The sequence below is a fragment of the Pseudomonas sp. NPDC087697 genome (assembly GCF_044743155.1).
In the GTDB taxonomy this organism is placed as follows: Bacteria; Pseudomonadota; Gammaproteobacteria; order Pseudomonadales; family Pseudomonadaceae; genus Aquipseudomonas.
Genome location: NZ_JBIUVW010000017.1, coordinates 50,160 through 73,219, shown reverse-complemented (window position 1 = coordinate 73,219; position 23,060 = coordinate 50,160). Strand labels below are relative to the sequence as shown.

Annotated in this window: 27 protein-coding genes; 15 read left to right on the top strand and 12 right to left on the bottom strand. The window is 60.0% G+C overall.

Annotated features, from left to right (window positions below; genetic code table 11):
• Nucleotides 1-45 precede the first annotated feature (45 nt).
• Together ACIPIN_RS14505 and ACIPIN_RS14500 are read right to left on the bottom strand one after the other, a co-directional pair.
• The gene (locus ACIPIN_RS14505) at nucleotides 46-699 is read right to left on the bottom strand and encodes a class I SAM-dependent methyltransferase (protein WP_401119730.1); all 654 of its coding nucleotides are present in this window, start codon (nucleotides 697-699) and stop codon (nucleotides 46-48) included.
• A complete protein-coding gene (locus ACIPIN_RS14500; RefSeq protein WP_401119729.1) occupies nucleotides 696-1,160 on the bottom strand; it encodes a hypothetical protein in 465 nt (154 codons plus the stop codon). Before ACIPIN_RS14500 ends, ACIPIN_RS14505 begins: the two co-directional genes overlap by 4 nt.
• Before the next feature lie 128 nt (nucleotides 1,161-1,288).
• On the opposite strand from ACIPIN_RS14500, the gene nrdR reads away from it, so the two are divergent.
• From nrdR to ACIPIN_RS14440, 12 genes are all read left to right on the top strand, one after another.
• A complete protein-coding gene (gene nrdR, locus ACIPIN_RS14495; RefSeq protein WP_025215726.1) occupies nucleotides 1,289-1,753 on the top strand; it encodes a transcriptional regulator NrdR in 465 nt (154 codons plus the stop codon).
• On the top strand, nucleotides 1,750-2,883 hold the full coding sequence (gene ribD, locus ACIPIN_RS14490; RefSeq protein WP_401119727.1) for a bifunctional diaminohydroxyphosphoribosylaminopyrimidine deaminase/5-amino-6-(5-phosphoribosylamino)uracil reductase RibD: 1,134 nt from the start codon (nucleotides 1,750-1,752) through the stop codon (nucleotides 2,881-2,883). The genes nrdR and ribD overlap by 4 nt, the downstream gene beginning before the upstream one ends.
• 47 nt (nucleotides 2,884-2,930) lie before the next feature.
• Complete coding sequence (locus ACIPIN_RS14485; RefSeq protein WP_401119726.1) at nucleotides 2,931-3,593, top strand: riboflavin synthase; 663 nt, start codon at nucleotides 2,931-2,933, stop codon at nucleotides 3,591-3,593.
• A 31-nt stretch (nucleotides 3,594-3,624) separates the two neighbouring features.
• A complete protein-coding gene (gene ribBA / locus ACIPIN_RS14480; RefSeq protein WP_401119724.1) occupies nucleotides 3,625-4,716 on the top strand; it encodes a bifunctional 3,4-dihydroxy-2-butanone-4-phosphate synthase/GTP cyclohydrolase II in 1,092 nt (363 codons plus the stop codon).
• A gap of 91 nt (nucleotides 4,717-4,807) precedes the next feature.
• Nucleotides 4,808-5,284 carry a 6,7-dimethyl-8-ribityllumazine synthase gene (ribE, locus tag ACIPIN_RS14475; protein ID WP_077045597.1) on the top strand — a complete coding sequence of 159 codons (477 nt, stop codon included), beginning with the start codon at nucleotides 4,808-4,810 and terminating at the stop codon, nucleotides 5,282-5,284.
• Nucleotides 5,281-5,781 (top strand): transcription antitermination factor NusB, encoded by a 501-nt coding sequence (gene nusB / locus ACIPIN_RS14470; protein WP_401119723.1) that lies wholly within the window; start codon nucleotides 5,281-5,283, stop codon nucleotides 5,779-5,781. Before ribE ends, nusB begins: the two co-directional genes overlap by 4 nt.
• Before the next feature lie 21 nt (nucleotides 5,782-5,802).
• Nucleotides 5,803-6,768: a thiamine-phosphate kinase gene (gene thiL, locus ACIPIN_RS14465; RefSeq protein ID WP_401119722.1), complete on the top strand. Its 966-nt coding sequence runs from the start codon at nucleotides 5,803-5,805 to the stop codon at nucleotides 6,766-6,768.
• On the top strand, nucleotides 6,765-7,268 hold the full coding sequence (locus ACIPIN_RS14460; RefSeq protein WP_401119720.1) for a phosphatidylglycerophosphatase A: 504 nt from the start codon (nucleotides 6,765-6,767) through the stop codon (nucleotides 7,266-7,268). The genes thiL and ACIPIN_RS14460 overlap by 4 nt, the downstream gene beginning before the upstream one ends.
• 23 nt (nucleotides 7,269-7,291) lie before the next feature.
• Nucleotides 7,292-8,047 carry a substrate-binding periplasmic protein gene (locus ACIPIN_RS14455; protein ID WP_401119719.1) on the top strand — a complete coding sequence of 252 codons (756 nt, stop codon included), beginning with the start codon at nucleotides 7,292-7,294 and terminating at the stop codon, nucleotides 8,045-8,047.
• A gap of 288 nt (nucleotides 8,048-8,335) precedes the next feature.
• On the top strand, nucleotides 8,336-8,953 hold the full coding sequence (gene ribA / locus ACIPIN_RS14450; protein ID WP_019693842.1) for a GTP cyclohydrolase II: 618 nt from the start codon (nucleotides 8,336-8,338) through the stop codon (nucleotides 8,951-8,953).
• Complete coding sequence (locus ACIPIN_RS14445; protein WP_401119717.1) at nucleotides 8,950-9,369, top strand: MFS transporter; 420 nt, start codon at nucleotides 8,950-8,952, stop codon at nucleotides 9,367-9,369. Before ribA ends, ACIPIN_RS14445 begins: the two co-directional genes overlap by 4 nt.
• Nucleotides 9,369-10,166 (top strand): cobalamin-binding protein, encoded by a 798-nt coding sequence (locus tag ACIPIN_RS14440; protein ID WP_401119716.1) that lies wholly within the window; start codon nucleotides 9,369-9,371, stop codon nucleotides 10,164-10,166. Before ACIPIN_RS14445 ends, ACIPIN_RS14440 begins: the two co-directional genes overlap by 1 nt.
• 138 nt (nucleotides 10,167-10,304) lie before the next feature.
• On the opposite strand, the gene ACIPIN_RS14435 is transcribed toward ACIPIN_RS14440, so the two are convergent.
• From ACIPIN_RS14435 to ACIPIN_RS14410, 6 genes are all read right to left on the bottom strand, one after another.
• Nucleotides 10,305-12,188: a TonB-dependent receptor domain-containing protein gene (locus ACIPIN_RS14435; RefSeq protein WP_401119714.1), complete on the bottom strand. Its 1,884-nt coding sequence runs from the start codon at nucleotides 12,186-12,188 to the stop codon at nucleotides 10,305-10,307.
• Between the two features lie 183 nt (nucleotides 12,189-12,371).
• On the bottom strand, nucleotides 12,372-14,270 hold the full coding sequence (gene dxs, locus ACIPIN_RS14430; RefSeq protein ID WP_401119712.1) for a 1-deoxy-D-xylulose-5-phosphate synthase: 1,899 nt from the start codon (nucleotides 14,268-14,270) through the stop codon (nucleotides 12,372-12,374).
• A 110-nt stretch (nucleotides 14,271-14,380) separates the two neighbouring features.
• A complete protein-coding gene (ispA, locus tag ACIPIN_RS14425; protein WP_401119710.1) occupies nucleotides 14,381-15,268 on the bottom strand; it encodes a (2E,6E)-farnesyl diphosphate synthase in 888 nt (295 codons plus the stop codon).
• Nucleotides 15,265-15,507, bottom strand: a complete 243-nt coding sequence (locus ACIPIN_RS14420) for an exodeoxyribonuclease VII small subunit (protein WP_019693836.1) — start codon at nucleotides 15,505-15,507, stop codon at nucleotides 15,265-15,267. Before ACIPIN_RS14420 ends, ispA begins: the two co-directional genes overlap by 4 nt.
• Before the next feature lie 87 nt (nucleotides 15,508-15,594).
• Nucleotides 15,595-16,743, bottom strand: coding sequence for a Fic family protein (locus tag ACIPIN_RS14415; RefSeq protein WP_401119709.1), 1,149 nt, complete (start codon nucleotides 16,741-16,743; stop codon nucleotides 15,595-15,597).
• 104 nt (nucleotides 16,744-16,847) lie between these two features.
• Nucleotides 16,848-17,297 carry a DUF3828 domain-containing protein gene (locus tag ACIPIN_RS14410; protein WP_401119708.1) on the bottom strand — a complete coding sequence of 150 codons (450 nt, stop codon included), beginning with the start codon at nucleotides 17,295-17,297 and terminating at the stop codon, nucleotides 16,848-16,850.
• A gap of 274 nt (nucleotides 17,298-17,571) precedes the next feature.
• On the opposite strand from ACIPIN_RS14410, the gene ACIPIN_RS14405 reads away from it, so the two are divergent.
• The 3 genes from ACIPIN_RS14405 to ACIPIN_RS14395 all read left to right on the top strand — a co-directional run bounded on the left by ACIPIN_RS14405 (nucleotide 17,572) and on the right by ACIPIN_RS14395 (nucleotide 19,574).
• Entirely contained in the window at nucleotides 17,572-18,603 is a 1,032-nt protein-coding gene (locus ACIPIN_RS14405) for a Fic family protein (RefSeq protein WP_401119707.1), read from the top strand.
• A gap of 89 nt (nucleotides 18,604-18,692) precedes the next feature.
• A complete protein-coding gene (locus tag ACIPIN_RS14400) occupies nucleotides 18,693-19,064 on the top strand; it encodes a hypothetical protein (protein WP_401119769.1) in 372 nt (123 codons plus the stop codon).
• 93 nt (nucleotides 19,065-19,157) lie between these two features.
• Nucleotides 19,158-19,574 (top strand): Lrp/AsnC family transcriptional regulator, encoded by a 417-nt coding sequence (locus tag ACIPIN_RS14395; RefSeq protein WP_401119706.1) that lies wholly within the window; start codon nucleotides 19,158-19,160, stop codon nucleotides 19,572-19,574.
• A gap of 53 nt (nucleotides 19,575-19,627) precedes the next feature.
• On the opposite strand, the gene ACIPIN_RS14390 is transcribed toward ACIPIN_RS14395, so the two are convergent.
• Genes ACIPIN_RS14390 through ACIPIN_RS14375 form a run of 4 tightly spaced genes read right to left on the bottom strand, consistent with a single transcriptional unit; the run spans nucleotide 19,628 to nucleotide 23,050 of the window.
• On the bottom strand, nucleotides 19,628-20,311 hold the full coding sequence (locus ACIPIN_RS14390; RefSeq protein ID WP_401119704.1) for a phenylalanine--tRNA ligase beta subunit-related protein: 684 nt from the start codon (nucleotides 20,309-20,311) through the stop codon (nucleotides 19,628-19,630).
• 4 nt (nucleotides 20,312-20,315) lie between these two features.
• Nucleotides 20,316-21,542 (bottom strand): ATP-grasp domain-containing protein, encoded by a 1,227-nt coding sequence (locus ACIPIN_RS14385; RefSeq protein WP_401119702.1) that lies wholly within the window; start codon nucleotides 21,540-21,542, stop codon nucleotides 20,316-20,318.
• A 3-nt stretch (nucleotides 21,543-21,545) separates the two neighbouring features.
• Nucleotides 21,546-22,727, bottom strand: coding sequence for a hypothetical protein (locus ACIPIN_RS14380; RefSeq protein WP_401119700.1), 1,182 nt, complete (start codon nucleotides 22,725-22,727; stop codon nucleotides 21,546-21,548).
• Between the two features lie 8 nt (nucleotides 22,728-22,735).
• Nucleotides 22,736-23,050, bottom strand: coding sequence for a Rieske 2Fe-2S domain-containing protein (locus tag ACIPIN_RS14375; RefSeq protein WP_401119698.1), 315 nt, complete (start codon nucleotides 23,048-23,050; stop codon nucleotides 22,736-22,738).
• Nucleotides 23,051-23,060: the final 10 nt, after the last annotated feature.

The following is a 23,060-nucleotide window of genomic DNA, read 5'->3' as shown; positions in this document are numbered from 1 at the left end:
AACACAAAACCACTGTGGGAGCGAGCTTGCTCGCGATGCTTTTGGCTATCGCCGCGCGTGGTACAGGCTCACATGCCGAAACTCTTCCGGTTCGGCCAGGTCCGGCAGTGTCATCGCCTCAAGCATCTCCAGTCGCTGATACAACGGATGACGGAAATCCCGAACCCGCGAATCCGCTACCAGCGCTTCGCGGCCACGGCTGAGAAACTCATCGAGCAACGGCAGGTTGGCCCGGTCGTACAACACATCGGCCACCAGAATCAGATCAAAGCGATCGGCCTCGGCGAAAAAATCCGTTGAGTAGCTGAGCTCGACGTCATTGAGTTCGGCATTTGCCCGGCAGGCCGCAATCGCCAGTGGATCAAGGTCGCAGGCCACGACTTCCAGCGCTCCGGCCTTGACTGCCGCAATCCCCGCCACACCGGATCCGGCGCCGAAATCCAGCACGCGCTTGCCGGTAACCCATTGCGGATGCTCCGCCAGGTAGCGGGCCATCGCCAGGCCGCTGGCCCAGCAAAAGCTCCAGTACGGCGGCTCGTGCAGGATGCGCCGGGTTTCTTCCGGGCTGAAGGCGCGGTCCATGTTGTCGCCGTCGATCAGCCAGAGTTTCAGCGCGGTCTCAGGCAGCGGACACGGGACAAGCTGTGCATCGCCGAGCAGTTCACCTAACGCCTGTTGCAGGTCGAGCGGTGCATTCATGGCGCTTTGACGAACTGCAACTGGCCCAGGGCCTGGGTCTTCGGCTCAAAGATACGTTGCGACGGCAGGTGCAGGATCAACTGCCCGGACTGGCTGGCGCGACCCCGCAGTTCGACACGTGCGCCCACCGGGAAGGAGTCCGGATTGAACCGCAGACGGAACGGCAGAATCTTGTTGTTGCCGATCAGATTGGCGCTGGCGAGCAATTGCTGTGGCCGGGAGCGCTCGTCGATTACCAGCAGCGCCAATTCAACCTCGGCGCCGGCCGGTACGCCCTGCAAGGTACCGCTCAATTCCCGTTGAAACGCGGGCAGCGGTCCGAGGTCGGCCGAGGCCTGGGCTTTCTTCTGAGCCATCTCGGGCGCAGGGCCTGGGGTTGGTGCCGCCGGTTTTGGCGCATGACTGCTACACGCGACCAACAGGCCGACGAGACTGAGTAAAACAAGCGGTCGTAGCGGCATTTGCGGCTCCAGCAAAGTGAAATCCATTGATCACGCAGTGTAGCCGGTCTATATACCGTAAACCCTATGGCTTGTCTTGCCAGTGGGATGCGCTACCATGGCCCTCCCTTTTTTTGTTGCCTGCCACCATGCACTGTCCCTTCTGCGGTGCCAACGACACCAAGGTCATCGACTCGCGTCTGGTCGCCGAGGGCGAACAGGTGCGCCGCCGGCGCGAATGCCTGGCCTGCGGCGAACGTTTCACCACGTTCGAAACCGCCGAACTGGTGTTGCCGCGCCTGATCAAAACCGACGGCAGCCGTCAGCCGTTCGACGAAGAAAAACTTCGCGCCGGCATGCAGCGTGCCCTGGAAAAGCGCCCGGTGAGCGTCGAGCGCCTGGAAGCGGCGTTGGTGCACATCAAACACAAGCTGCGGGCGACTGGCGAGCGCGAGGTCAAATCCCTCGTGGTTGGTGAACTGGTGATGGCCGAGCTGCAAAAGCTCGATGAAGTCGCCTACATTCGTTTCGCTTCGGTGTATCGCCGCTTCCAGGACCTCAACGAGTTCCGCGAAGAGATCGATCGCCTGGCCCGTGAGCCGGTCAAACCATGACGATTTCTTCAGAACAAGCGATTCTCGACGCCCATTACATGGCGCGTGCGCTGGAACTGGCGCGCAAAGGTCACTACACCACCCATCCCAACCCTCGGGTGGGTTGCGTGATTGTGCGTGACGGGCAGATTGTCGGCGAAGGCTGGCACGTGCGCACCGGCGAACCGCATGCCGAAGTCCACGCCCTGCGCGCCGCCGGTGAAAGCGCCAGGGGCGCCACCGCCTACGTGACGCTCGAGCCGTGCAGCCATCACGGCCGCACACCGCCGTGCGCCGATGCGCTGGTGAATGCCGGTCTGGCGCGAGTCGTTGCGGCGATGCAGGACCCGAACCCGGAAGTCGCCGGTCGCGGTCTGCGACGTCTGGAGCAGGCCGGCATCGAGACCTGCAGCGGCGTACTCGAAGGCGAGGCGCGCAAGCTCAATGAAGGTTTTCTCAAACGTATGGAGCACGGTTTGCCGTTTGTGCGGGTCAAGTTGGCGATGAGCCTCGACGGCCGTACGGCCATGGCCAGCGGCGAAAGCCAATGGATCACCGGTCCTGCCGCCCGCTCGGCCGTACAGCGTCTGCGGGCTCAGGCCAGCGTCGTGTTGACCGGTGCCGACACCGTGTTGGCCGATGACGCGCGCTTGACCGTGCGCGCCGATGAGTTGGGTCTGGATGCCGAACAAACTGCGCTCGTCATGAGCCGTCCGCCGCTTCGCGTGCTGATCGACGGCCGCCTGCGCGTGCCGCTCGACGCACCGTTCTTCAAGGCCGGCCCGGCGTTGGTCGCCACCTGTGTCGCGGTGGAAGAGCAATACGCCAACGGTCCCGAATGTTTGATCGTGCCCGGCGACGATGGTCAGGTCGACCTGCGCAAACTGCTGGTCGAACTCGCAGCCCGTGGCGTCAACGAAGTGCTGGTGGAAGCCGGTCCGCGTCTGGCCGGGGCGTTTGCTCAGCAAGGGCTGGTGGACGAATACCAGATATTTATCGCTGGCAAGTTCCTGGGCTCCACGGCGCGACCGTTGCTGGACTGGCCACTCGCGCAAATGAGTGATGCGCCACAGCTGAAAATCACTGAAATTCGCGCGGTTGGCGATGATTGGCGAGTCACCGCCATTCCTGTGCCAGCAGCGAGCGTATAATTCTCGGCCATCGCTACAGCGCTGGCCCTGTTCTCGAGGAGGACTCCATGTTTACCGGCATCATCGAATCCATCGGCAGCATCCGTGCATTGACCCCCAAGGGTGGTGATGTGCGGGTTCACGTCGAAACCGGCAAGCTCGACCTGAGCGATGTCAAACTCGGCGACAGCATCGCGGTCAACGGCGTGTGCCTGACGGCGGTTGAACTGCCGGGTAATGGCTTTGCGGCGGATGTCAGTCGCGAAACCCTCGACTGCACCGCCATGAATGACCTGAAAAGCGGTAGCCCGGTCAATCTGGAAAAAGCCCTGACCCCGACCACCCGCCTTGGTGGACACCTGGTCAGCGGTCATGTCGACGGTGTCGGCGAAGTGGTTGCCCGTACCGAGAATGCTCGCGCTGTGGAATTCCGCATCCGTGCACCGAAAGAGCTGGCCAAGTACATTGCCCATAAAGGCTCGATCACCGTCGACGGTACCAGCCTGACGGTGAATGCGGTCGATGGCGCCGAGTTCTTGCTGACGATCATTCCGCACACCCTGAGCGAAACCATCATGGCCTCTTACCAGCCAGGTCGCCGGGTGAACCTCGAGGTGGACTTGCTGGCCCGTTACCTGGAGCGTCTGTTGCTGGGTGATAAAGCCGCAGAATCCTCGAAGGGCAACATTACCGAAAGCTTTCTGGCCGCCAACGGCTACCTCAATTCCTGAAACTCAATTTTTGAAAGAAGGGGGGTGCCGCGTGGCGCTCAATAGCATCGAAGAACTGGTTGAAGACATCCGCCAAGGCAAGATGGTCATCCTCATGGATGACGAAGACCGCGAGAACGAAGGCGACCTGATCATGGCCGCCGAGTGCTGCCAGCCTGAACACATCAACTTCATGGCCAAGCACGCCCGTGGCCTGATCTGCATGCCGATGAGTCGCGAGCGCTGCGAGCTGCTCAAGCTGCCATTGATGGCGCCGCGCAACGGTTCCGGTTTTGGCACCAAGTTCACTGTGTCCATCGAAGCGGCTACTGGTGTCACCACCGGCATCTCCGCGGCTGACCGTGCGCGCACCGTGCAAGCCGCCGCCGCCAAAGACGCCAAGGCCGAAGACATCGTCAGCCCCGGCCACATCTTCCCGCTGATGGCCCAGGCCGGCGGCACCCTGGCCCGTGCCGGCCACACTGAAGCCGCGTGCGACCTGGCGCGGATGGCCGGTTTCGAGCCGAGTGGGGTGATCTGCGAAGTGATGAACGACGACGGCACCATGTCTCGTCGCGCCGAGCTGGAAACCTTCGCCGCTGAACACAACATCAAGATCGGCACCATCGCCGACCTGATTCACTACCGGATGATCCACGAACGTACCGTTCAGCGGATTGCCGAGCAGCCGCTGGACAGCGAACTGGGCCAGTTCAATCTGGTGACCTATCGTGATTCCGTGGAAGGCGACGTGCACATGGCACTGACCCTGGGCACCATTTGCGCCGAAGAGCCAACCCTGGTTCGCGTGCACAACATGGACCCGCTGCGCGACCTGTTGATGGTCAAGCAGCCAGGCCGCTGGAGCCTGCGCGCCGCCATGGCCGCGGTTGCCGAGGCCGGCAGTGGCGTGGTGCTGTTGCTCGGTCACCCGCTCGATGGCGACGTGTTGCTGGCGCATATCCGCGAAACCGCCGACCACGCGCAGCCGAAAAAACCGACCACCTACAGCATTGTCGGTGCCGGTTCGCAGATCTTGCGTGACCTGGGCGTACGCAAAATGCGCCTGATGAGTGCGCCAATGAAATTTAATGCGATATCCGGTTTCGATCTGGAAGTTGTAGAATACGTGCCCTCCAAATAAAGGCCGGTGTTTTTCACCCCTTTGTTTGCGGTTCAAATATCACTGAGGGACGCGTACTGAACGCGTCCCGGCTCTTTAAGAGATTTGTCGAATGACCCTGAAGACCATCGAAGGTACCTTCATCGCCCCCAAAGGCCGCTACGCTTTGGTTGTTGGCCGTTTCAACAGCTTCGTTGTCGAAAGCCTGGTAAGCGGTGCTGTTGATGCCCTGGTTCGCCATGGCGTGAGCGAAAGCGACATCACCCTCATCCGTGCCCCTGGCGCCTTCGAAATCCCGCTGGTTGCGCAGAAAGTCGCTCAGAAGGGCGAGTTCGCGGCAATCATCGCGCTGGGCGCGGTCATTCGTGGCGGTACTCCGCACTTCGAATACGTAGCTGGCGAGTGCACCAAGGGCCTGGCCCAGGTGTCCATGGAATTCGGCGTACCGGTCGCTTTCGGCGTCCTGACCGTCGACTCGATCGAGCAAGCCATCGAACGTTCCGGCACCAAGGCCGGCAACAAAGGTGCTGAAGCTGCCTTGTCCGCTCTGGAAATGGTCAGCCTGCTGGCGCAGTTGGAGGCCAAGTGATTAGCGACGAAAGCGATCGTTTCAACCCGCGCGATCCGAAACCTGTGGACGCTGGCAAGCCATCCAAGAGCGTCAAGCGTCGTGAAGCCCGTCAGCTCGCGACTCAGGCTCTGTACCAATGGCACATGGCCAAAACTTCGCTGAACGAGATCGAAGCGCAGTTCCGGGTCGATAACGATTTCAGCGATGTCGATGCCGCCTACTTCCACGACATCCTGCACGGTGTGCCGGCGCACAAGACCGAGATCGACTCTGCGCTCGCTCCGTGCCTGGACATCACCATTGATGAGCTCGATCCGGTTGAACTGGCGGTTCTGCGCCTGTCGACCTGGGAACTGCTCAAGCGCGTCGATGTACCGTACCGCGTGGTGATCAACGAAGGGATCGAACTGGCGAAAGTCTACGGTTCCACCGACGGTCACAAGTTCGTCAACGGTGTACTCGACAAGCTGGCCCCGCGTCTGCGTGAAGCTGAAGTGAAGGCGTTCAAGCGCTGATTCGCGCTTGCACCTGCTGCCATGGGCGAGTTTGAGCTGATCCGCAACTATTTCGCCGCCGCGCCTTGTGCGCAGGGCGGCGAAGGCGTTGCGCTGGGGATCGGCGACGACTGCGCCTTGCTCGCTGTTCCCGCAGGGGAGCAGCTGGCGATTTCCACCGACACGCTCGTGGCCGGTGTGCATTTCGCAGACCCTTGCGACCCGTTTCTGCTCGGTCAGCGTTCACTGGCTGTAGCGGTCAGCGACCTGGCTGCCATGGGCGCCACCCCGATTGCCTTTACCCTTGCCCTGACCTTGCCGACGGTAACCGCCGATTGGCTGGATGCCTTCGCCCGTGGTTTGAACGCCATGGCGCAAAACTGCGGTGTACAGCTGGTAGGTGGCGACACCACACGCGGCCCGCTGAGCCTGACCATGACCGTGTTTGGTAGCGTCCCGGCGGGCCTTGCGCTGACCCGTAGCGGTGCGCAACCCGGTGACCTGGTGTGTGTGGGCGGCGAACTGGGCAACGCGGCCGGTGCGCTGTCGTTGGTGCTGGGTGAGCGAGTCGTGGCAGCCGATGTTGCCGGGCCGTTGTTGGCGCATTATTGGTCACCACAGCCGCAGCTTGATCTGGGAATGGCGTTGCGTGGCAAGGCCACCTCGGCACTGGATATCTCTGACGGTTTGCTCGCCGATTGCGGGCATATCGCCAAGGCTTCAGCTGTCGGCTTGCTGATCGAAAGCGAAAAACTGCCAATGTCCACGGCACTGGTGAGCTTTCTCGGTGAGAATGCGGCCCGCATGGCGGCCATAAGTGGCGGCGACGACTACGTGCTGGCCTTCACTTTGCCGCCCGCGCAATTGCCGGCATTGCTCGCCGACGGTTGGCCTATCCACGTTATCGGCCAGGTCGTGGCCGGGCAGGGCGTAACGCTGCTGGACGCGAACGGGCAGGACATCACCCCGCAAACCCGGGGTTATCAACATTTTCGGGAGACACCGTGACAGATCATCCCAAACAGGTCCCGGCAGAACACGTGCCGCCATCGGTCTGGCGTAATCCCTGGCATTTCCTGGCCTTCGGCTTCGGCTCGGGCACCTTGCCCAAAGCGCCGGGCACCTGGGGTTCGTTGGTTGCGCTACCCTTTATCCCGTTATGGCAGATGTTGCCCGACTGGGGTTACTGGCTGATGCTCGGCATCACCCTGCTGTTCGGCTTCTGGCTGTGCGGCAAGGTTGCCGACGATTTGCGGGTACACGACCACGAAGGCATCGTCTGGGACGAAATGGTCGGGATGTGGATTACCCTGTGGTTGGTACCGTCGGGTTGGTACTGGTTGTTGGCGGGATTCCTGTTATTCCGCTTCTTCGACATTCTCAAGCCATGGCCGATTCGCTGGATCGACCGGCATGTGCATGGCGGCGTCGGGATCATGCTCGATGACGTGCTGGCGGGCGTGTTTGCCTGGTTGGCGCTGCAGGGGCTGGTCCGGTATTTCGCCTGATAGGCAGATTGAGGGGCTGGGGAATGGCGGGTCGCTGGTTGTGGGTTCTGGTTTTTGCGGTGTTCTGTTCGCTCGCCCGTGCGGCGGATGTCCCGGCGACCCCTGCCGTGATTCATCTGGCCAGCGAGGACTGGGAAGACTACACCGCCGCCGATGGTCATGGCCTGGCCTGGGATATTTTGCGCGCAGTGTTCGAACCGGCCGGGGTGAAACTGGATTTTCGCACCGTGCCTTACACCCGTTCGGTGGGGCTGGTGCAGCGGCGTGAGGTAGATGCGCTGGTTGGCGTCTATCGCGATGAAGTCGGTCAGGTGTTGTACCCTCACTGGAATTTCGATACCGATCATATTTATGCCTTGGGCCTTGCGAGCGACCCGGCTCCGACGCTGAAGTCCCTGGGCAGGTACCGACTGGTCTGGGTCCGTGGCTACAGCTACGAGCGTTACCTGCCGAACATCCATCGCTATAACCAGATCGAGCGCCGCACCGGGATCCTGCCGATGCTCAAGCAAGCTCGGGCGGATTTCTACATCGACGCGCTGACGGAAATCAATGCGGTGCTCGCAGCGGCTGAGGACCCGTCCCAGTACCGGCGAACGCACTTGGCCGAACTGCCGCTGTTCCTGGGGTTCGCCGATACACCACAGGCCCGTACCTTGATGGCGTTGTACGATAAACGCATGGAGTTGCTGGTGAAAAGCGGCCAGTTGAAACCAATCTTCGAGCACTGGAAACAGCCTTATCCCTTTGACACGGTAGCCTCTGGCGCCACCCCGTAGCAGCTGGCGCAGCCTGCGTTCGGTGCGGGCCGCGTTCGGACGAAGCCGTCGCAAAACCATGCTCTGCGGTGCATCATGCTGACCGAGTCGTCAGGATTTGCGTGCGCTGCGCACACGAACGCAGGCTGCGCCAGCTGCTACGGGACCGCGTATTTGCTTGGTCTCGTAGCGCAGTGATCAAACTTTTTGATCGTTATGGCCGATAATTCAGCCTAAGCGTCTGTAGGAACCTGCTGTTACAATGCCGCCTCTGCGAATCTCCAGCACATACAGATCAGGAGCACACCGGTGCCTGTCGTTTTTGTCGCCGCTTCCAAGCTGCCCACGCCTTTTGCGCAATTCACCATGCATGGCTTTCTCGATGAGGCCACTGGCCGCGAGCACGTCGTACTGAGTCTGGGTGATGTTGCCGACGGTGCCCCGGTACTCGGCCGGTTGCACTCCGAATGCCTGACCGGCGATGCCTTGTTCAGCCAGCGTTGCGACTGCGGTTCGCAACTCGAGGCGGCGTTGCAGGCGATCGCCCGCGAAGGTCGTGGCGTGTTGCTTTACCTGCGTCAGGAAGGCCGTGGCATTGGCCTGCTGAACAAGATCCGCGCCTATGAGCTGCAAGACGGCGGCGCCGACACCGTTGAAGCCAACGAACGTCTGGGCTTTGCTGCCGACCAGCGCGACTACGCCATGTGCCTGCCGATGCTTGAGCACCTGGGCGTGAAATCCCTGCGCCTGATGACCAACAACCCACGCAAGGTCAAAGCCTTGACCGACATGGGCATCGTGGTCGCCGAACGCGTGCCGCTGCACACCGGTCACAATCCGCACAACAAGCTCTACCTGGCGACCAAGGCCAGCAAGCTCGACCACATGATGGGCAACGAGCATCAGGGCGAGGCAGATCGGGCGTGACTCGCGGCCAGGTCCGGCGGCGACTGTCCGTCAACTGGTGGCAATACTTTGCGCTGGCCTTGCTGCCGTTGTTCGTGATCAACGGCGTGTTCGGCCAGAGCGAGGCGATTTTGCCCGTGCTGGCGATGCCGTTTTTCATTGCTGGCGTGGCCTCGATGTTTGTCAGCTTGCGGTTTTTCGGCGGCTACAAACATGCCTTGATCGCCACCCAGAAAGCCCTCGACACTCCGGAAGAACCCGCTGCCTGGGTTGCCCTGGCGGCTAAACGCCGTATGGCATTCCTGGTCGCGGCCTTGCCGGCCTGGATCGGCGCTCTGGCGGTGTTCGTCGGCCTCGAAGCGGTGCCTTTGGTCCTGCTGGCGCTGTCGACTACGGTGCTGTTCTACCTTTACCGTATTCCGCGTCAACTCGGCTGATGCGCAGCTGGCTGGCGGTTCTGCTGCTGGCCATCAGTGGCTCGGCGGCAGCGGTCGAACGAGTCATCAGCCTCGCGCCGTCACTCTCGGAAATCGTCGTTGAACTGGGCTCCGCCGACCTGCTGGTGGGCGTGCTCGATGCCGGCGAGCGTCCTGCGCAACTCAAATCCATCCCTTCCGTTGGCCGTTATGGTCAGTTGGATATGGAGCGCTTGCTCAGTCTCAAACCGGATTTGCTGTTGCTCTGGCCCGGCAGCGTCGGCCCGGCGCAGCGTGAGCAATTGAGTCGATTGGGGATCCCGACCTATGTCGCCGAACCCCATAACTTCAAACAACTGACCCGCCAAATCGAAGCGATAGCCAAGCAGCTCGGCCGACCCGAGCGTGGGCGCACGCTTGCGGTTGATCTGCGCAAGCAGCTCGACGAGTTACGCCAACGCTATCAACGAAAAGAACCGCTTCGGGTGTTCTATCAGGTCTGGGATCAGCCGCTCTACACCGTGGGCGGCGGGCAGATCATCAGCGATGCGCTTGAGGTGTGCGGTGCGCACAACGTGTTTGCCGACATGACCTTGCCAGCGCCGCAGGTCAGCGTGGAGTCAGTGCTTTCGCGCAATCCTCAGGTGATCCTCGCCAGCAGCCAGGCGCAGCTCGACGCCTGGAAAGCCTGGCCGCAGGTGACGGCGGTGGCTCAAGGGCAATTGCTGTTGGTGACGGATAAAGGCCTTGAGCGGCCGAGCGGGCAGATGATTGCGGCGACGGCCAAGTTGTGCCGGTTGATCGCGCCCACCCGGTGAGACCGAGGTGCCTGCTTCGCGAGCAAGCCCGCTCCCACATTGAATCGAGTTCAGACATACATTTTGTGTACGACATGGGTCCAATGTGGGAGCGGGCTTGCTCGCGAAGAGGCCAGTCCAGGCGACACAAGTCTCAGGCTAGAGCTCCGGCATCCACGTCACCCCAAACATCAACGCCCGGCCTTCTTCGCGATACCCATACTGGCTACCCTCATGCTCGTAGAGCGCGCGGCTGTAATCCTTGTTCAGCAGGTTATCGACTTTCATCTCTAGCGTGACCTGGTGATTCAGCGCCCAACTGCTGCGTAGCCCGAGCAGGGCATAACCACCCAGCGGCTGGCGGTTGTCCTTGTCGTCATAGCTGCTGCTCACCGTCTGCCAGCTGGCGCCGAGCCCAAGCCGATCGAACTGACGGTCCAGATCCAGGCTCAAAGTCCGTCGTGCACGGCGCGCCAACGTGTGGCCGCTGTCACGATCCCGCGGGTCGATGATCGCAACACCGAGGTTGCTCTGCCAGCCGAACACCTCCTGCTTAAGGGCTGCTTCGAAACCATTGATCCGCGCCGATGCGATGTTTTCCGGGCGTGAATGGCTGCCAAAGATAATCGCGTTTTCAAGGTCGGTTCGGTACAGAGAGGCTTCCAGGCGACTGGTTTCGCTCAACTGACTGCGCCACTGCACCTCGTAGCTTTTCGAGGTTTCGGGTTTCAGGTTCGGGTTGCTGAAATCCGGGTAGTAGAGGTCGTTGAACGTCGGCGCGCGGAAGCCTTCGCTGTAGCTCAGCAACACGTCGTTGTCCGGGTTCAGCGGCAGGGTGAAGGTGCCGCTCCAACTGTTTTGGCCGCCAAACTGCTGGTTTTGATCGCGACGCAGACCCAGTTCGGTGGAGAAGCTTTCAGTCTGGAAGCGATGCTGGACAAACGCCGCGCGGTTCCAGCGGCTGTCTTCGTCGAACGCTGTGCTGCTGTTGACCTGGTCTTCGTACCAATCGCCGCCAAGAATCAAGCTGTTCTGCTGGTTCAGCGTCAGGTCGTTCTGCCAATTCAGCGAGTTGCGGTAGGTATTGAAGACGCTGTGATCGTCGCTGAGTTTGTCGAAGGTTTCTTCGCGGTTTTCGCTGTGGCCCAGCTCCACGCGAGACTTCCACACGTCGTTGATGCGGGCGTCGACATAACTGCTGACGCTGCTCACGGTGAAGTCGTTGTAGGGCTTTTGCTGGACGCTGTTGCCGGTGCTCATGTCGTAGCGACCGAACGGGTTGTCGAATTCGCTCTTGCCACGGTTATCGAGGATGTTCAGGCCTGCTTCGATATCGTCATTGAAGGCATGACTCAGGCTCAGGCTGACGGATTTGTTGCGATAGGCATCGTGGTCGTCATCGCTTGGATACGACTCGTGAGTGCGGTTGATCCCGGCGGTGTCATCGAGGCTGGCGCCGAGATTGAAACGGGTTTGCGCGTCACCCCCGGACAAGCCCAGGCTGCGTTCCCAGGTTTGGTTGCTGCCAAAGCCCATGTGCAAGCGCGGTTGCAACCCTGACTCGGCGCCGCGACGGGTAAAGATCTGAATCACTCCGCCAATCGCGTCGCTGCCGTAAATCACCGAGCGCGAACCACGCAGCACTTCCACTCGCTCGATCTGCTGGATGTTCAGGTGCTGCAGATTACTGTCGCCGGACGTCGAGTTGCCGATGCGTTGGCCGTCCACCAATACCAGGCTCTGTGCCGAGCCGGTTCCACGAATGTAAATCCCCGGCAGGCTGCCGCGTCCACCGCTTTGCGAGACTTGTACGCCCGGCACCCGGCTCAGCAGGTCCGTCACGCTGCTCGGTTGCAGGCGGTCGATGTCGTCGCGGGTGAACACGGTGTTGGCGGCGCTGCTGTCGTTGCGCGCTTCGACCTGGCGGTTGGCGCTGATCAGCACATCGGGCAGTTTCAGGGCTTGCTCGCGTTCGAAGGTGTCGGCCAAAAGCTGTCCGGCAGGCAAAAGGGACAACGTCAGGGCGAGACGAGGGAGATTCATGGGCAGTCCATTGGCGGTTTGGAGCGGATACAAATTCGCGGGGTGGCGAAAACCAATGTGGGAGCGGCGGTGCGACGATTCGACTTGCTCGCGAAGACGGTGGCACATTCAACATCAATGTGACCTTCTGACCGCCTTCGCGAGCAAGCCCGCTCCCACAGGGTTTTGCATGAATCCAGAGATTTAGATGTTGAGCAGCTGCAAGCGCTCGCGAATGGACGCTTCGATACCCGCTTCATCCAGACCGCATTCGGCGAGCATTTGCGCCGGTTTGGCGTGCTCGACGTAGACGTCCGGCAGGCCCAGGTGCAGCACGGGCTTGAGCAGGTTTTCGCGGGCGAGGAACTCGCTGACCGCGCCACCGGCACCGCCCATGATGGCGTTTTCTTCGATGGTCACCAGCAGCGCGTGGCTGCCGGCGATCTCACGCACCAACGCTTCATCCAGTGGCTTGACGAAACGCATGTCGACCACGGTCGCATCGAGCTTCTCGGCGACTTTCAGTGCTTCGGCCAGTTGCACGCCGAACACCAACAGGGCAACGGTGCTGCCCTGACGACGAATCACGCCTTTGCCGATTTCAATCGGTTCGAGGTTCTTCTCGATGGTCGCGTTTGGCCCTGTGCCACGCGGGTAACGCACTGCCGCCGGGCCGTTATACAGGTGGCCGGTGCTGAGCATTTTGCGCAGTTCGTTTTCGTCGCTCGGGGTCATCACCACCATGCCGGGGATGCACCGCAGGAACGACAGGTCGAAACTGCCCGCGTGAGTCGGGCCGTCTTCGCCCACCAGACCTGCACGGTCGATGGCGAACAGCACGTCGAGGTTTTGCACCGCCACATCGTGAACCAGCTGGTCGTAGCCGCGCTGCAGGAACGTCGAGTAAATCGCCACCACCGGTTTGGCGCCTTCGCAGGCCATGCCGGCCGCGAGGGTAACGGCGTGTTGCTCGGCAATCGCCACGTCGAAATAGCGCAGCGGGAAGCGCTCGCTGAAAGCCACCAGATCGGAGCCTTCTTTCATCGCCGGGGTGATGCCGACCAGGCGCGGGTCAGCGGCGGCCATGTCGCACAGCCACTCGCCAAACACGCCAGAGTACTTCGGCCCGCCGGCTTTTTTCGGCGCAGCGGCCGGAGCGTTCAGCGGTTCTAGTTTGGTGATCGCGTGGTAACCGATCGGGTCGACTTCCGCCGGGGCGAAGCCTTTGCCTTTCTTGGTCACGACGTGCAGGAACTGCGGGCCCTTGAGGTCACGCATGTTGCGCAGAGTGGCGATCAGGGTTGGCAGGTCATGGCCGTCGATCGGGCCGATGTAATTCCAGCCCAACTCTTCAAACAGGGTGCCGGGCACCAGCATGCCTTTTGCGTATTCTTCGGTACGACGGGCGATTTCCCAGGCGCCGGGCAGGCGTGACAGGACCTTTTTGCTGCCTTCACGCATACTCGCGTAAGTGCGGCTGGAAAGGATCTTCGCCAGGTAATTCGACAGCCCGCCCACGTTGCGCGAGATCGACATGTCGTTGTCGTTGAGGATCACCAGCATGTTGGCGTCGACTTCCGGCGCGTGGTTCAGCGCTTCGAACGCCATGCCCGCGGTTAGTGCGCCGTCGCCGATCACCGCAATCGCCTTGCGATCACTGTTTTGCAGGCGGGCGGCAATCGCCATGCCCAGCGCTGCGCTGATCGAGGTGCTGGAGTGGCCGACACCAAAGGTGTCGTACTCGCTCTCGGAACGACGCGGGAAGGCCGCAAGGCCGTCCTTCTGGCGCAGGGTGCCCATGCGCTCGCGGCGACCGGTGAGGATCTTGTGCGGATACGCCTGATGACCTACGTCCCACACCAGCCGGTCGTCCGGGGTGTCGAAAACGTAATGCAACGCGATAGTCAGCTCGATGACACCCAGGCCGGCACCGAAATGCCCGCCGGTCTGACCGACCGTGTAGAGCAATTCCAGGCGCAACTCATCGGCCAGGGTTTCCAGCTCGGCTTCGCCTAACCGGCGCAGGCCGTCCGGCGTGTCGGCACGGTCGAGCAGGGGCGTGGTCGGGCGCTTGCGGGGAATCTCATGAAACGTCGTGGGCATCAGGCGAATCGTTATAGGTATAAAAGATGCGGCAGTTTACCTGATGCATCGCACGCTGCCCACGCAGAGCTTGGAACTTGGCCGATTTGCGGTGGGCAACGAGCGCCGGATCAGCTGCGGCGTTCGACGATATAACGCGCCAGATCGCGTAACGGCTCGGCCGACGCGTCAAACGGTCGCAGCGCATGCAGGGCCTGATCGCGCAGTTCCAGGGCATAAGCCTTGGCCGCGTCGAGGCCGAGCAGCGCCGGGTAAGTCGGTTTGTCCCGGGCAATATCGGCGCCCTGGCGCTTGCCGAGGGTTTCGGTATCGCTTTCGACGTCGAGAATGTCGTCCTGCACCTGAAACGCCAGGCCGATGGCCTGTGCATACGTCTGCAAGGATTTGAGTTCGTCTTTCTCGGCGCGGCCACTGGCCAAGGCACCGAGTTTGACGCTGGCTTCGATCAACGCGCCGGTCTTGTGCCGGTGCATGTATTCGAGGGCTTTTTGATCAAGCTTCAAGCCGACCGAACCCAAGTCAATGGCTTGACCGCCGACCATCCCGGCCGGGCCCGCCGCCAACGCCAGGGCGCTGACCATTTGCAGGCGGATTTCGGCGTCGGCTGAGTTCAGGCGCGGGTCGAGCAAAGCGCTGAAGGCCAGGCTTTGCAGGCCGTCACCGGCGAGAATCGCGCAGGCTTCGTCGAATTTTTTGTGAGTGGTCGGTTGGCCGCGACGCAGATCGTCGTCGTCCATCGCCGGTAAATCGTCGTGCACCAGCGAGTACGCGTGGATCAACTCCACCGCACAGGCGGCGCCGTTAGCTTGCTCGGCATCACCGCCCAGCGCTTCGCAGGCGGCGTAAGCCAGCAACGGACGAACGCGTTTGCCGCCATTCATCACGCTGTAGCGCATGGCCTCATATAAGCGTGCGAGTTCAGGGCTCGGCGCGTTGAATAGGGTTTCGAGTGCCGCGTTGACCCGGGCCTGGCTGCTGGCCGAATACGCCGCGATCATTCTGGCTGTTCCGCGTCAAAGGGAGCCTCGGTCAGCTCGCCGTCACGCTCAAGCAGTACCTGAACCTTCTGCTCGGCCTGCGCCAGCGCAGCCTGGCAATCGCGGGTCAGACCAATGCCTTGCTCGAAAGCCGTCAGCGAGTCTTCCAGCGACAGCTCGCCGTTCTCCAGTCGCTCGACCAGCGTTTGCAGGTCAGCGAGGGATTGTTCGAAATCCAGTGCAGCTTTTTTGCGGGCCATGGCGGCGATTTCCGGTAGACGTTAAACCGGCGCGACACTAGCAGATAGGGGGGAGAGGGGCAAATGGAGGGGGCTGTTCCCGTCGGGTCAGGCCCCGGTGCTGTCCGAATAATTAACCTGATATCGGGTGCTGCGGCCAGCTCCGGGGAGGCGAACCAGACAGCCTTTGTCCAGTAAGTCGGCCAGATGGCGTGTGGCAGTGGCTTTGGAGACTTTTGCCACAGCCTGATACTGGGCAGCGCTGATGCTCTCCTCAAAACCGTTCTCACCGCCATCGAGCAGTCGATTGAGCACTTTGACTTGCTCTGAAGATAGCGGCTGTTCTCGATGCTGCTGCCAGAAACGCGCCTTGCCGAGCACCCGGCCGATACGTGCCATTGCCTGTTGCAGGCTCTTCAACAGCGTTTGCAGAAACCACTCCAGCCACTCGGTGAGATCGAGCGTGGCTTTTTGAGAGGTTTCCAGAACCCGGTAATAACCGGTGCGGTCGTCCAGGATACTGGCGGACATAACGTAGAAACGGATGGCCTGGTGTTCACCCTGAGCGAGCGCCAAATCAGTGAGGGCACGGGTCAAACGACCGTTGCCATCGTCGAACGGATGGAGGGTCACAAACCAGAAGTGCGCGATACCTGCACGCAGCAAGGGATCGAGTTGCGTGTCAGCACGGCTGCTCTCGAACCAGTCTAGAAAGACATCCAGTTGCTGCTCCATGCCCTCCCGCGCAGGAGTCTCGAAGTGGACGATCGGTCGGTCCAAACGACCGGAAACCACCTGCATCGGCTCATTGCCGCGCAATGCGCCGACGCGGATATGCCTCGCGTTGAAGTCTTCTTCCTGAGCAGGGAACAACCATTCATGCCAACGGAACAGACGTGTGAGATCAAGTGGTTCAGCGAAGTGTTGAGTGGCATCCAGCATCAACTCCGCCAACCCTTCACTGCGCTTGCTGACTCGGTTGCCGTCAGTCTCTACCAGGCCTAGACGTCGGGCCAACGAAGAGCGGACCGAACCCACATTCAACTGTTCGCCTTCGATGGCGGATGAAGTCACGATGTTCTGAAGTAACGAGTCCAGTTCACTTTGTGCGGTCAGTTCCGCCCCTGCATAACTGGACATCCCAAGCAGCCGACCTTGTGCCAGCACACAGTCACGCAACAGCGGCGACAAGCGCTCGGACTGCCAGCGAAAGTGCGGCCAATCGGGCTGTTGCCAGATCCAGCGAGGGTGGTCCATGGGGTCGTGCTCTTGGGTGTGAGCCGATTGTGTGAGCTATTCGGCTCACCGTCCAGTAGCTCGTCAGCGCGCCTGGCGATTCAGAAGAAACGGTCGGCCATCGATCAGTCACTCTGATCCGCTGTGGACAGCACGTCATTGATCTTCCAGCAGCCATTGTTCTTGACCAGCAGCACATCAATGATCTGGATCGTACCGGGCGTATTGCCCAACGTGACCTGCTCCCTGGCTGAGGCTCCCTGCACGTTCGGTTCACCGACCTTGATTTGGGTGAGCCATTCTTCCATGTAGTCTTGAGCCTTGATGAAATAGTCCTCTTCCAGCCCATCCGGACTGGCCATCTGCTTTTTGATCTTGCCGATCAGTTCGTCCGAAACGTACTGCTTCATCTGCGTAATATCATCGGTCAGCGGGTCTTTTTCATCGCTGAAACTTTGCAGGTACCAGTTATAGAAAGCTTCGGTCACGGGCTTGGGGGAGCTGGCACAGTCGGCGAAGGCGACGGGGTGATGAAAAACCGCAGCGGCGAACAGCAGGGAAAGCCACTTTCTCATGGTTGTGTCCTTACAGATGCGATGGGTTTGGGCGAGGCGTGGGTCATCCGCCGAGCCCGTTCGGGCGCCCGATAGATTGGGCGCTTTGGGGAAGGGCAGTCAATGGACCGTATATGGGCTGATGCGGTGGAGTTCGGCTTCATTTCCGGCGGCGCAGGACCCGAAAATGCCATAGCGTATCGGCGTGACCAGAAGGTTAATCACCCCGAGAGCGCTCACATACACGATAATCAGCGTTCTTTCATTCGCCCAGCCCAAGGAAGCGAATAGCCCCATGAGTCGCTACCAGCCACCGTTAACCCTGACTCCCTCGATGCTCGCTTTGGTTGCCGAGATCAGCGAGCAGGTTGGACGACTGTCGGCACGACATGAGGCAACACTGACGCCACAGTTGCGTCGGGGCAATCGCATTCGCACCATCCAGGCCTCGCTGGCCATTGAGAACAATACCCTGAGTGTTGAGCAGGTCACTGCGGTGCTGGACGGCAGACGGGTATTAGGCCTGCCACGTGAGATCCAGGAAGTGCGTAATGCTTTTGCGGCCTATGAGGCGATGCCCGGTTGGCAGCCTGCGTCTCGGCAGCAGCTGTTCGAAGCCCATGGCTTGCTGATGCACGGACTGATTGACGACGCCGGGCAGTTCCGACGTGGTGGGGTAGGCATCTATCGAGGGGAGACGCTGGTGCATATGGCCCCGCCGCCCAGCCGTGTGCCAACGCTGGTGGATGATCTGCTCGGCTGGCTGTCCGGTACCGACCTGCATCCACTGATTGCCAGCTGCGTATTCCACTATGAATTCGAGTTCATCCATCCGTTCGCCGATGGCAATGGGCGAATGGGGCGCTTATGGCAAACGCTGATACTCAGCCAATGGCGTCCCGTACTGGCCTGGCTGCCGGTGGAGACAGTGATTTGCGAGCAACAGGACACCTATTACGCCGCACTGGCCGCAGCCGATCAACAGGCCGAGGCCACGCCATTTGTGGAGTTTATGTTGCAGGCGTTGCAACAGGCCTTGCTGGATACAGCGCAGGACGACCCGGCAAGCGATCAAGTAGGCGATCAAGTTAGCGACCAAGTAGCCCGACTGCTTCAAGTCATGGACGGTAGCGTTGCCCTCAAAGCGGGGGAACTGATGCAGCACTTGCGACTGGCGCACCGCCCTACCTTCCGCAACAACTACCTGAACCCCGCATTGGCTGCCGGACTGATCGAAATGACACATCCCGATTCGCCACGCAGTCCGGCACAGAAGTACCGATTGACTGCACGAGGTGCACAGTGGGTGGTCAAGGAAAGCAAGTAGACGACCAGACCTGTGAGGCTGGGTGAAATGCCTGATTGGGCAGCAGGCCGCTGACTCATTTCGAGAATTTAAAAGGGACTGATGCAGTAATGACCGAAGACCAGTTGGGACAAGAAGCCCTCGGATGGTTGGGCGAACTGGGTTACACCCACGTCTACGGACCCACGATTGCCCCCGACGGAGAAAGCCCCGAGCGTGACAGCTATCGCGAGGTGGTGCTGGTGGGGCGTCTGCGTAGTGCAATCGATCGACTCAGTGATCAGCACCTTCCAAATCCGCCGGAAGCTGCTGCGGTGATCGAGCACCGAAGAAACTGTCGGCCCAAGTGCCGCGGACACTTCACCAAAGCAGCAGCGGTGAAGCGAACAGATTTAAGCTCACCTCGGGGCTCCCCACGGGGTAAAATCTGCGACGTTGAGCGATTGGCTACCTTTAAGTCCATGGTAAAGCCACCAGTCTGACCTTTAGCGCCGTGCTAGCAAGTGCGGCCAATGGTATGTGTGTGATCGGTAATGAAAGTCTGCTATAGAAAAGATAAATGTGGGGGCGGTAGAGTGGACAAGGTTGATGAACTGATAATTGCTGCCTTGAAGGATGACTCCAGGGTCAGCCTGGCGCAGCTTGCGCGACAAGTTCACAAGTCTAGAACCGCTGTGGAGTCGCGCGTTCAAAAGCTGATCGATAAGGGCATTATCCTGGGCTTTACCATCAGTGTTGCTGAGGATGATGAAGCAGAGCAATCAGCGTTTTTGATGTTGAAGCTCAATGGCAGCAGTTGCCATCTAGTGTTTCCGAAGATCTACCAGTATCGCGAGGTGGTTCACGCTTATTCGCTGTTTGGCGATGTAGACATGATGCTCGACGTCAAATACAGGAACTTTGAAGAACTGATGGTCTTCAAGGAAAACCTGCTGAAGATCGAGCATGTGAGTGAAGTGGTGGTAAACCCAGTACTGAAGGCCTGGCGCTAGAAATGTAGCCGCAGCAGCCGAGGTACGCGGCTGCGGCTACATGATTCCTGAGGTTAGCCGTATTCCAGATCGTGTACGGTTTCGAGAAAGTGATGACTCAAGGCTGGCATTCTCTGGCGAAGGGTGTCGACCAGTTCTTCAATAACCGCCTGATTGAACTCGAACGGCGTGTCGTCATGTCCCAATACCACCACCAGCAGGCTTGACGACTCTTTCGTCAGCCTGAAGTCATGGGCATCGGCGTCGACCTTGCCGATGCTCGCCAAGGGCACGTCACCGCAGGTATAGATGATATCACCGACGGGAATCGTGACGTCCTTCTTGGCGAAAAGCGGGCGGAAAGCCCTGGGTTTCTCCGAGCGCATGACGTAAATATCATCCTGCTGATGATAGGTGTGCACGCCGATGCTGAGCCCATGCCGAATTGCCACGGCGTTATAGGCATCCACGATATTGTTGATGGGGTGGACGCCCTTGGCGATGAAGCGCCGGAGCAGTTTTTCGTTGGCACTGACGGTGTTTTCATAACCGAGCTTTTTAAGTTGCTTGGTAAAGCCGTTGTAAACGATGTTCGAGTCCAGCTCGTTCAGGTGGGACGCAACGTGATTCAAGTTGCTTTGCAGGACGCCCACGAAACTCTGATCATCAGACACTGTAATGCCTTCGATAACGGCGGCACACGCGTTATTGATGCCCAGGTCACTGGCTGACTTTCTTATGATCAAGCGACTTTTCATAAACTTAACACCATAACTTTTTGCGTAGATTGTCGGTACTGATGTCCAGTTGCGGGGCCGAGGGATGCTGCAACCAGAACAGGCCAGGGCAGGTGGCGAAGTCGATTGTGATCGGGGTGGTGTCGCCTGGGCTGATGAAGTACCGGTGACCGCAATAGGCAACATCCTCAACCGCGCTCTGCAATACCTGCGGCGATGGCGCACGGAAGGTGCGGCTTTCGTCGGAGCAGAAGAAGCCGATGCGGCCATGGCTGGTCTGGCTGACAGCATCAACCTGGGGGCGTGGGCGTTCCAGATAGCAGTCAATGGCCAGCGACAGCAAGTCGGGTTGGTACACCTGTTGAAACAGCTGCGGTGCGATGCCGCCGTGCAACCGACCACCGGCTTCAATCATCACGGGACCGGCATCGGACCAGATGATTTCCATGTGAATCGGGCCAACCTTGATGCTCAAGGCCGCTGCCGCTTGGCGGGCATAGTCGATCAGGGGTTGCAGGTCCGGTGCCTGGGGATCGAGGGTGTCCAGGCTTTCGTAGACAAACATGCTGCCGTTTTTCTGAATCTTGGTGTATTTGCACACCGAGGCAATAATGTACGTTCCAGCAAACGCGACCATATCGACGACGTACTCCGGGCCCGATACGAACGGCTGCACGATAAAGCCGAGGTTGATTTCTCCCAGGTCATTCTTTTGCTGCCAGGCCGCGTTGTTCAATGCGGCTTCTACTTCATTCTTGCCTTGGGCAAACACCACGCCCTCGGTCGCTGCCGAATTCAGCGGCTTGACCACGTAGGTGGCTGTGGGATCCAGCGAGGCCACCACCTCTGCAATGCGGGTCGGCGAACTCAACAGCTGTGAGGCAATGTTTGCCAGCTGGTGTTTTTTCAGGGCCTGCTGCATGGAAAACTTGTTGCGACGAAGGTCGCTGGTGATTCGGCTGTTGCCGGGGATGTCGAGAATTTCCGTCAGATAATCGGTGAGGTAGATCGCCGTTTCACACCCCGCGATCACCGCGCTCAGCGACAGGGTTTCCAGGGTAATCAGCAGGCTCTCTTCCCAGTAGTAAACCTCCTGGAAATTTTCCGTGATCAGGTCATTGCTGAAGTGCTCGGGCAAATTGCGCGTGGAGATCACGGCAATGCAACGCACGCCCTGAGCATTGAGCAAAGGGGCATAGAGTTTGCCCGTGGAGAACGGGTCAACAATCAGTACGGTTTTCAAGTCATGCACTCCTTATTCAGTGGTGGCGGTGGCCGAGACTGCCGGGGTGAGATTCCACGCCAGTACGGCAGCGGCCAAGAGGGCGGCGGAGACGATCATCAACAGGCGTGCCCCTTCGAGCCCCAGGAACCCTGCGGTGGTGAAGAACGTCAGGATCATCGGCGCCGAGCCACTGACCAGCAGGTAGTAGAGCGAGCTTTTGGCGGCGATCACGTCGGCTATCCGTGCGTTGGGCGCCGACTCGATCAGGGTTTTACGCAACTGGATCCGCAGGCTGTTGATGCTGAAGCCCAGCAGGAAGGCGGCCGCCATCATCACGTAGAGGTTCTGGAAGTAGACGATCGCCACGTCGGCCAGTATCACCAGCAAGATGGCGCTGTAGCTGTTGAGCTTGATACGTGGCAACACCGCCGCGCTGAATGCACCCAGGCCCGCCAGGCCGCTGGCCACGCCAAACAGGGTGGCATTCCACTCATTGAGCTTTTGAAAAACGATGGGCACCAGGCTGTTGAACGCGCCGATATGGAAACCGATCATGCTCAGCACGATGATCAGGATGTAGAGGTTTCGCGGCAGGTACAGTGGCTGAGCGGTGTTGACGTCTGCTGCGTGCTCGGGGGCATCGGCGGTGGGGGTTGCGGCCACGAAGAGCATGGCCACCAGCGAAAGGATCGCGCCCAGGCTGATGATCTGCAGGGTCTGGTTGACCGAGAACACATCCACAATCACCCCGCCCAAGAGGGCACCGCCAAAGGCGCCGATCTGGATGGAGGTTTGCATCAACCGCGCCGAGGTGTCGCTGTTGGTCAGGCCGGCCAGCACCAGCTTGGTGTTTTTCGACTCCAGGGTGCTGATGGTGAAGTAGTCGGTGACACCCACCACAAAGGCGATGGCCAGGAAGCCGATCGGCAGCAGGGCGGCGTCGGTAAACGACAGCCCCAGCACGGCGGCGAACGCTGTCAGGCGAATGTACAACAGCCGTTTCATGCTCAGTTCTATGGTGAAAAACTTGCCTATGTACTGTTCGCACAAATAAGGCACCACCGTCGCCACACATAAGGTTGCGCCGACCAGAAACGTCGAGCCGGTGGTCTCCAGGCCGAACCAGACCATGGCAATGACAATTGCCATGTCCAGGCCGGTGAAGAGGGTCACGATCGAGTAGAACGCTGCAAGTGTTGATTTATTAGTCATGGGATCCATCAATCGTAACGAGAGATTTTAAGTAAAGGCACGCACCGCTCGGTGTCACCCACGACGGTACTGATCTGGTTTCTGACGCGGACGGTGGGCAGAGACTTCTTTTCCAGGTTGCATACCTTGTAAGCGTTGTCGTGCCACGGGCAGATCACACTTTGTCCGTCGCCCGTCACTTCGCCCATGTGCAACGGGCCACCGCGATGGGGGCACGCCGTTGGCAGCAGTTGGGTCGAATAAGCGTGACGCTTGAGAAAGTAGGTTTTCTCCTCCACGGCCACATAGTTGGTGTGGGTGATGTTCAGGCTGATGGCTTTCATTGGACTACTT

What these genes read in the sequence shown, in the direction of transcription:
- ACIPIN_RS14505 (WP_401119730.1), bottom strand. Translation starts at nt 699, where the DNA reads ATGAATGCACCGCTCGACCTGCAACAGGCGTTAGGTGAACTGCTCGGC.
- ACIPIN_RS14500 (WP_401119729.1), bottom strand. Translation starts at nt 1,160, where the DNA reads ATGCCGCTACGACCGCTTGTTTTACTCAGTCTCGTCGGCCTGTTGGTC.
- nrdR (WP_025215726.1), top strand. Translation starts at nt 1,289, where the DNA reads ATGCACTGTCCCTTCTGCGGTGCCAACGACACCAAGGTCATCGACTCG.
- ribD (WP_401119727.1), top strand. Translation starts at nt 1,750, where the DNA reads ATGACGATTTCTTCAGAACAAGCGATTCTCGACGCCCATTACATGGCG.
- ACIPIN_RS14485 (WP_401119726.1), top strand. Translation starts at nt 2,931, where the DNA reads ATGTTTACCGGCATCATCGAATCCATCGGCAGCATCCGTGCATTGACC.
- ribE (WP_077045597.1), top strand. Translation starts at nt 4,808, where the DNA reads ATGACCCTGAAGACCATCGAAGGTACCTTCATCGCCCCCAAAGGCCGC.
- thiL (WP_401119722.1), top strand. Translation starts at nt 5,803, where the DNA reads ATGGGCGAGTTTGAGCTGATCCGCAACTATTTCGCCGCCGCGCCTTGT.
- ACIPIN_RS14455 (WP_401119719.1), top strand. Translation starts at nt 7,292, where the DNA reads ATGGCGGGTCGCTGGTTGTGGGTTCTGGTTTTTGCGGTGTTCTGTTCG.
- ACIPIN_RS14440 (WP_401119716.1), top strand. Translation starts at nt 9,369, where the DNA reads ATGCGCAGCTGGCTGGCGGTTCTGCTGCTGGCCATCAGTGGCTCGGCG.
- ACIPIN_RS14435 (WP_401119714.1), bottom strand. Translation starts at nt 12,188, where the DNA reads ATGAATCTCCCTCGTCTCGCCCTGACGTTGTCCCTTTTGCCTGCCGGA.
- dxs (WP_401119712.1), bottom strand. Translation starts at nt 14,270, where the DNA reads ATGCCCACGACGTTTCATGAGATTCCCCGCAAGCGCCCGACCACGCCC.
- ispA (WP_401119710.1), bottom strand. Translation starts at nt 15,268, where the DNA reads ATGATCGCGGCGTATTCGGCCAGCAGCCAGGCCCGGGTCAACGCGGCA.
- ACIPIN_RS14420 (WP_019693836.1), bottom strand. Translation starts at nt 15,507, where the DNA reads ATGGCCCGCAAAAAAGCTGCACTGGATTTCGAACAATCCCTCGCTGAC.
- ACIPIN_RS14415 (WP_401119709.1), bottom strand. Translation starts at nt 16,743, where the DNA reads ATGGACCACCCTCGCTGGATCTGGCAACAGCCCGATTGGCCGCACTTT.
- ACIPIN_RS14410 (WP_401119708.1), bottom strand. Translation starts at nt 17,297, where the DNA reads ATGAGAAAGTGGCTTTCCCTGCTGTTCGCCGCTGCGGTTTTTCATCAC.
- ACIPIN_RS14405 (WP_401119707.1), top strand. Translation starts at nt 17,572, where the DNA reads ATGAGTCGCTACCAGCCACCGTTAACCCTGACTCCCTCGATGCTCGCT.
- ACIPIN_RS14400 (WP_401119769.1), top strand. Translation starts at nt 18,693, where the DNA reads ATGACCGAAGACCAGTTGGGACAAGAAGCCCTCGGATGGTTGGGCGAA.
- ACIPIN_RS14390 (WP_401119704.1), bottom strand. Translation starts at nt 20,311, where the DNA reads ATGAAAAGTCGCTTGATCATAAGAAAGTCAGCCAGTGACCTGGGCATC.
- ACIPIN_RS14380 (WP_401119700.1), bottom strand. Translation starts at nt 22,727, where the DNA reads ATGACTAATAAATCAACACTTGCAGCGTTCTACTCGATCGTGACCCTC.
- ACIPIN_RS14375 (WP_401119698.1), bottom strand. Translation starts at nt 23,050, where the DNA reads ATGAAAGCCATCAGCCTGAACATCACCCACACCAACTATGTGGCCGTG.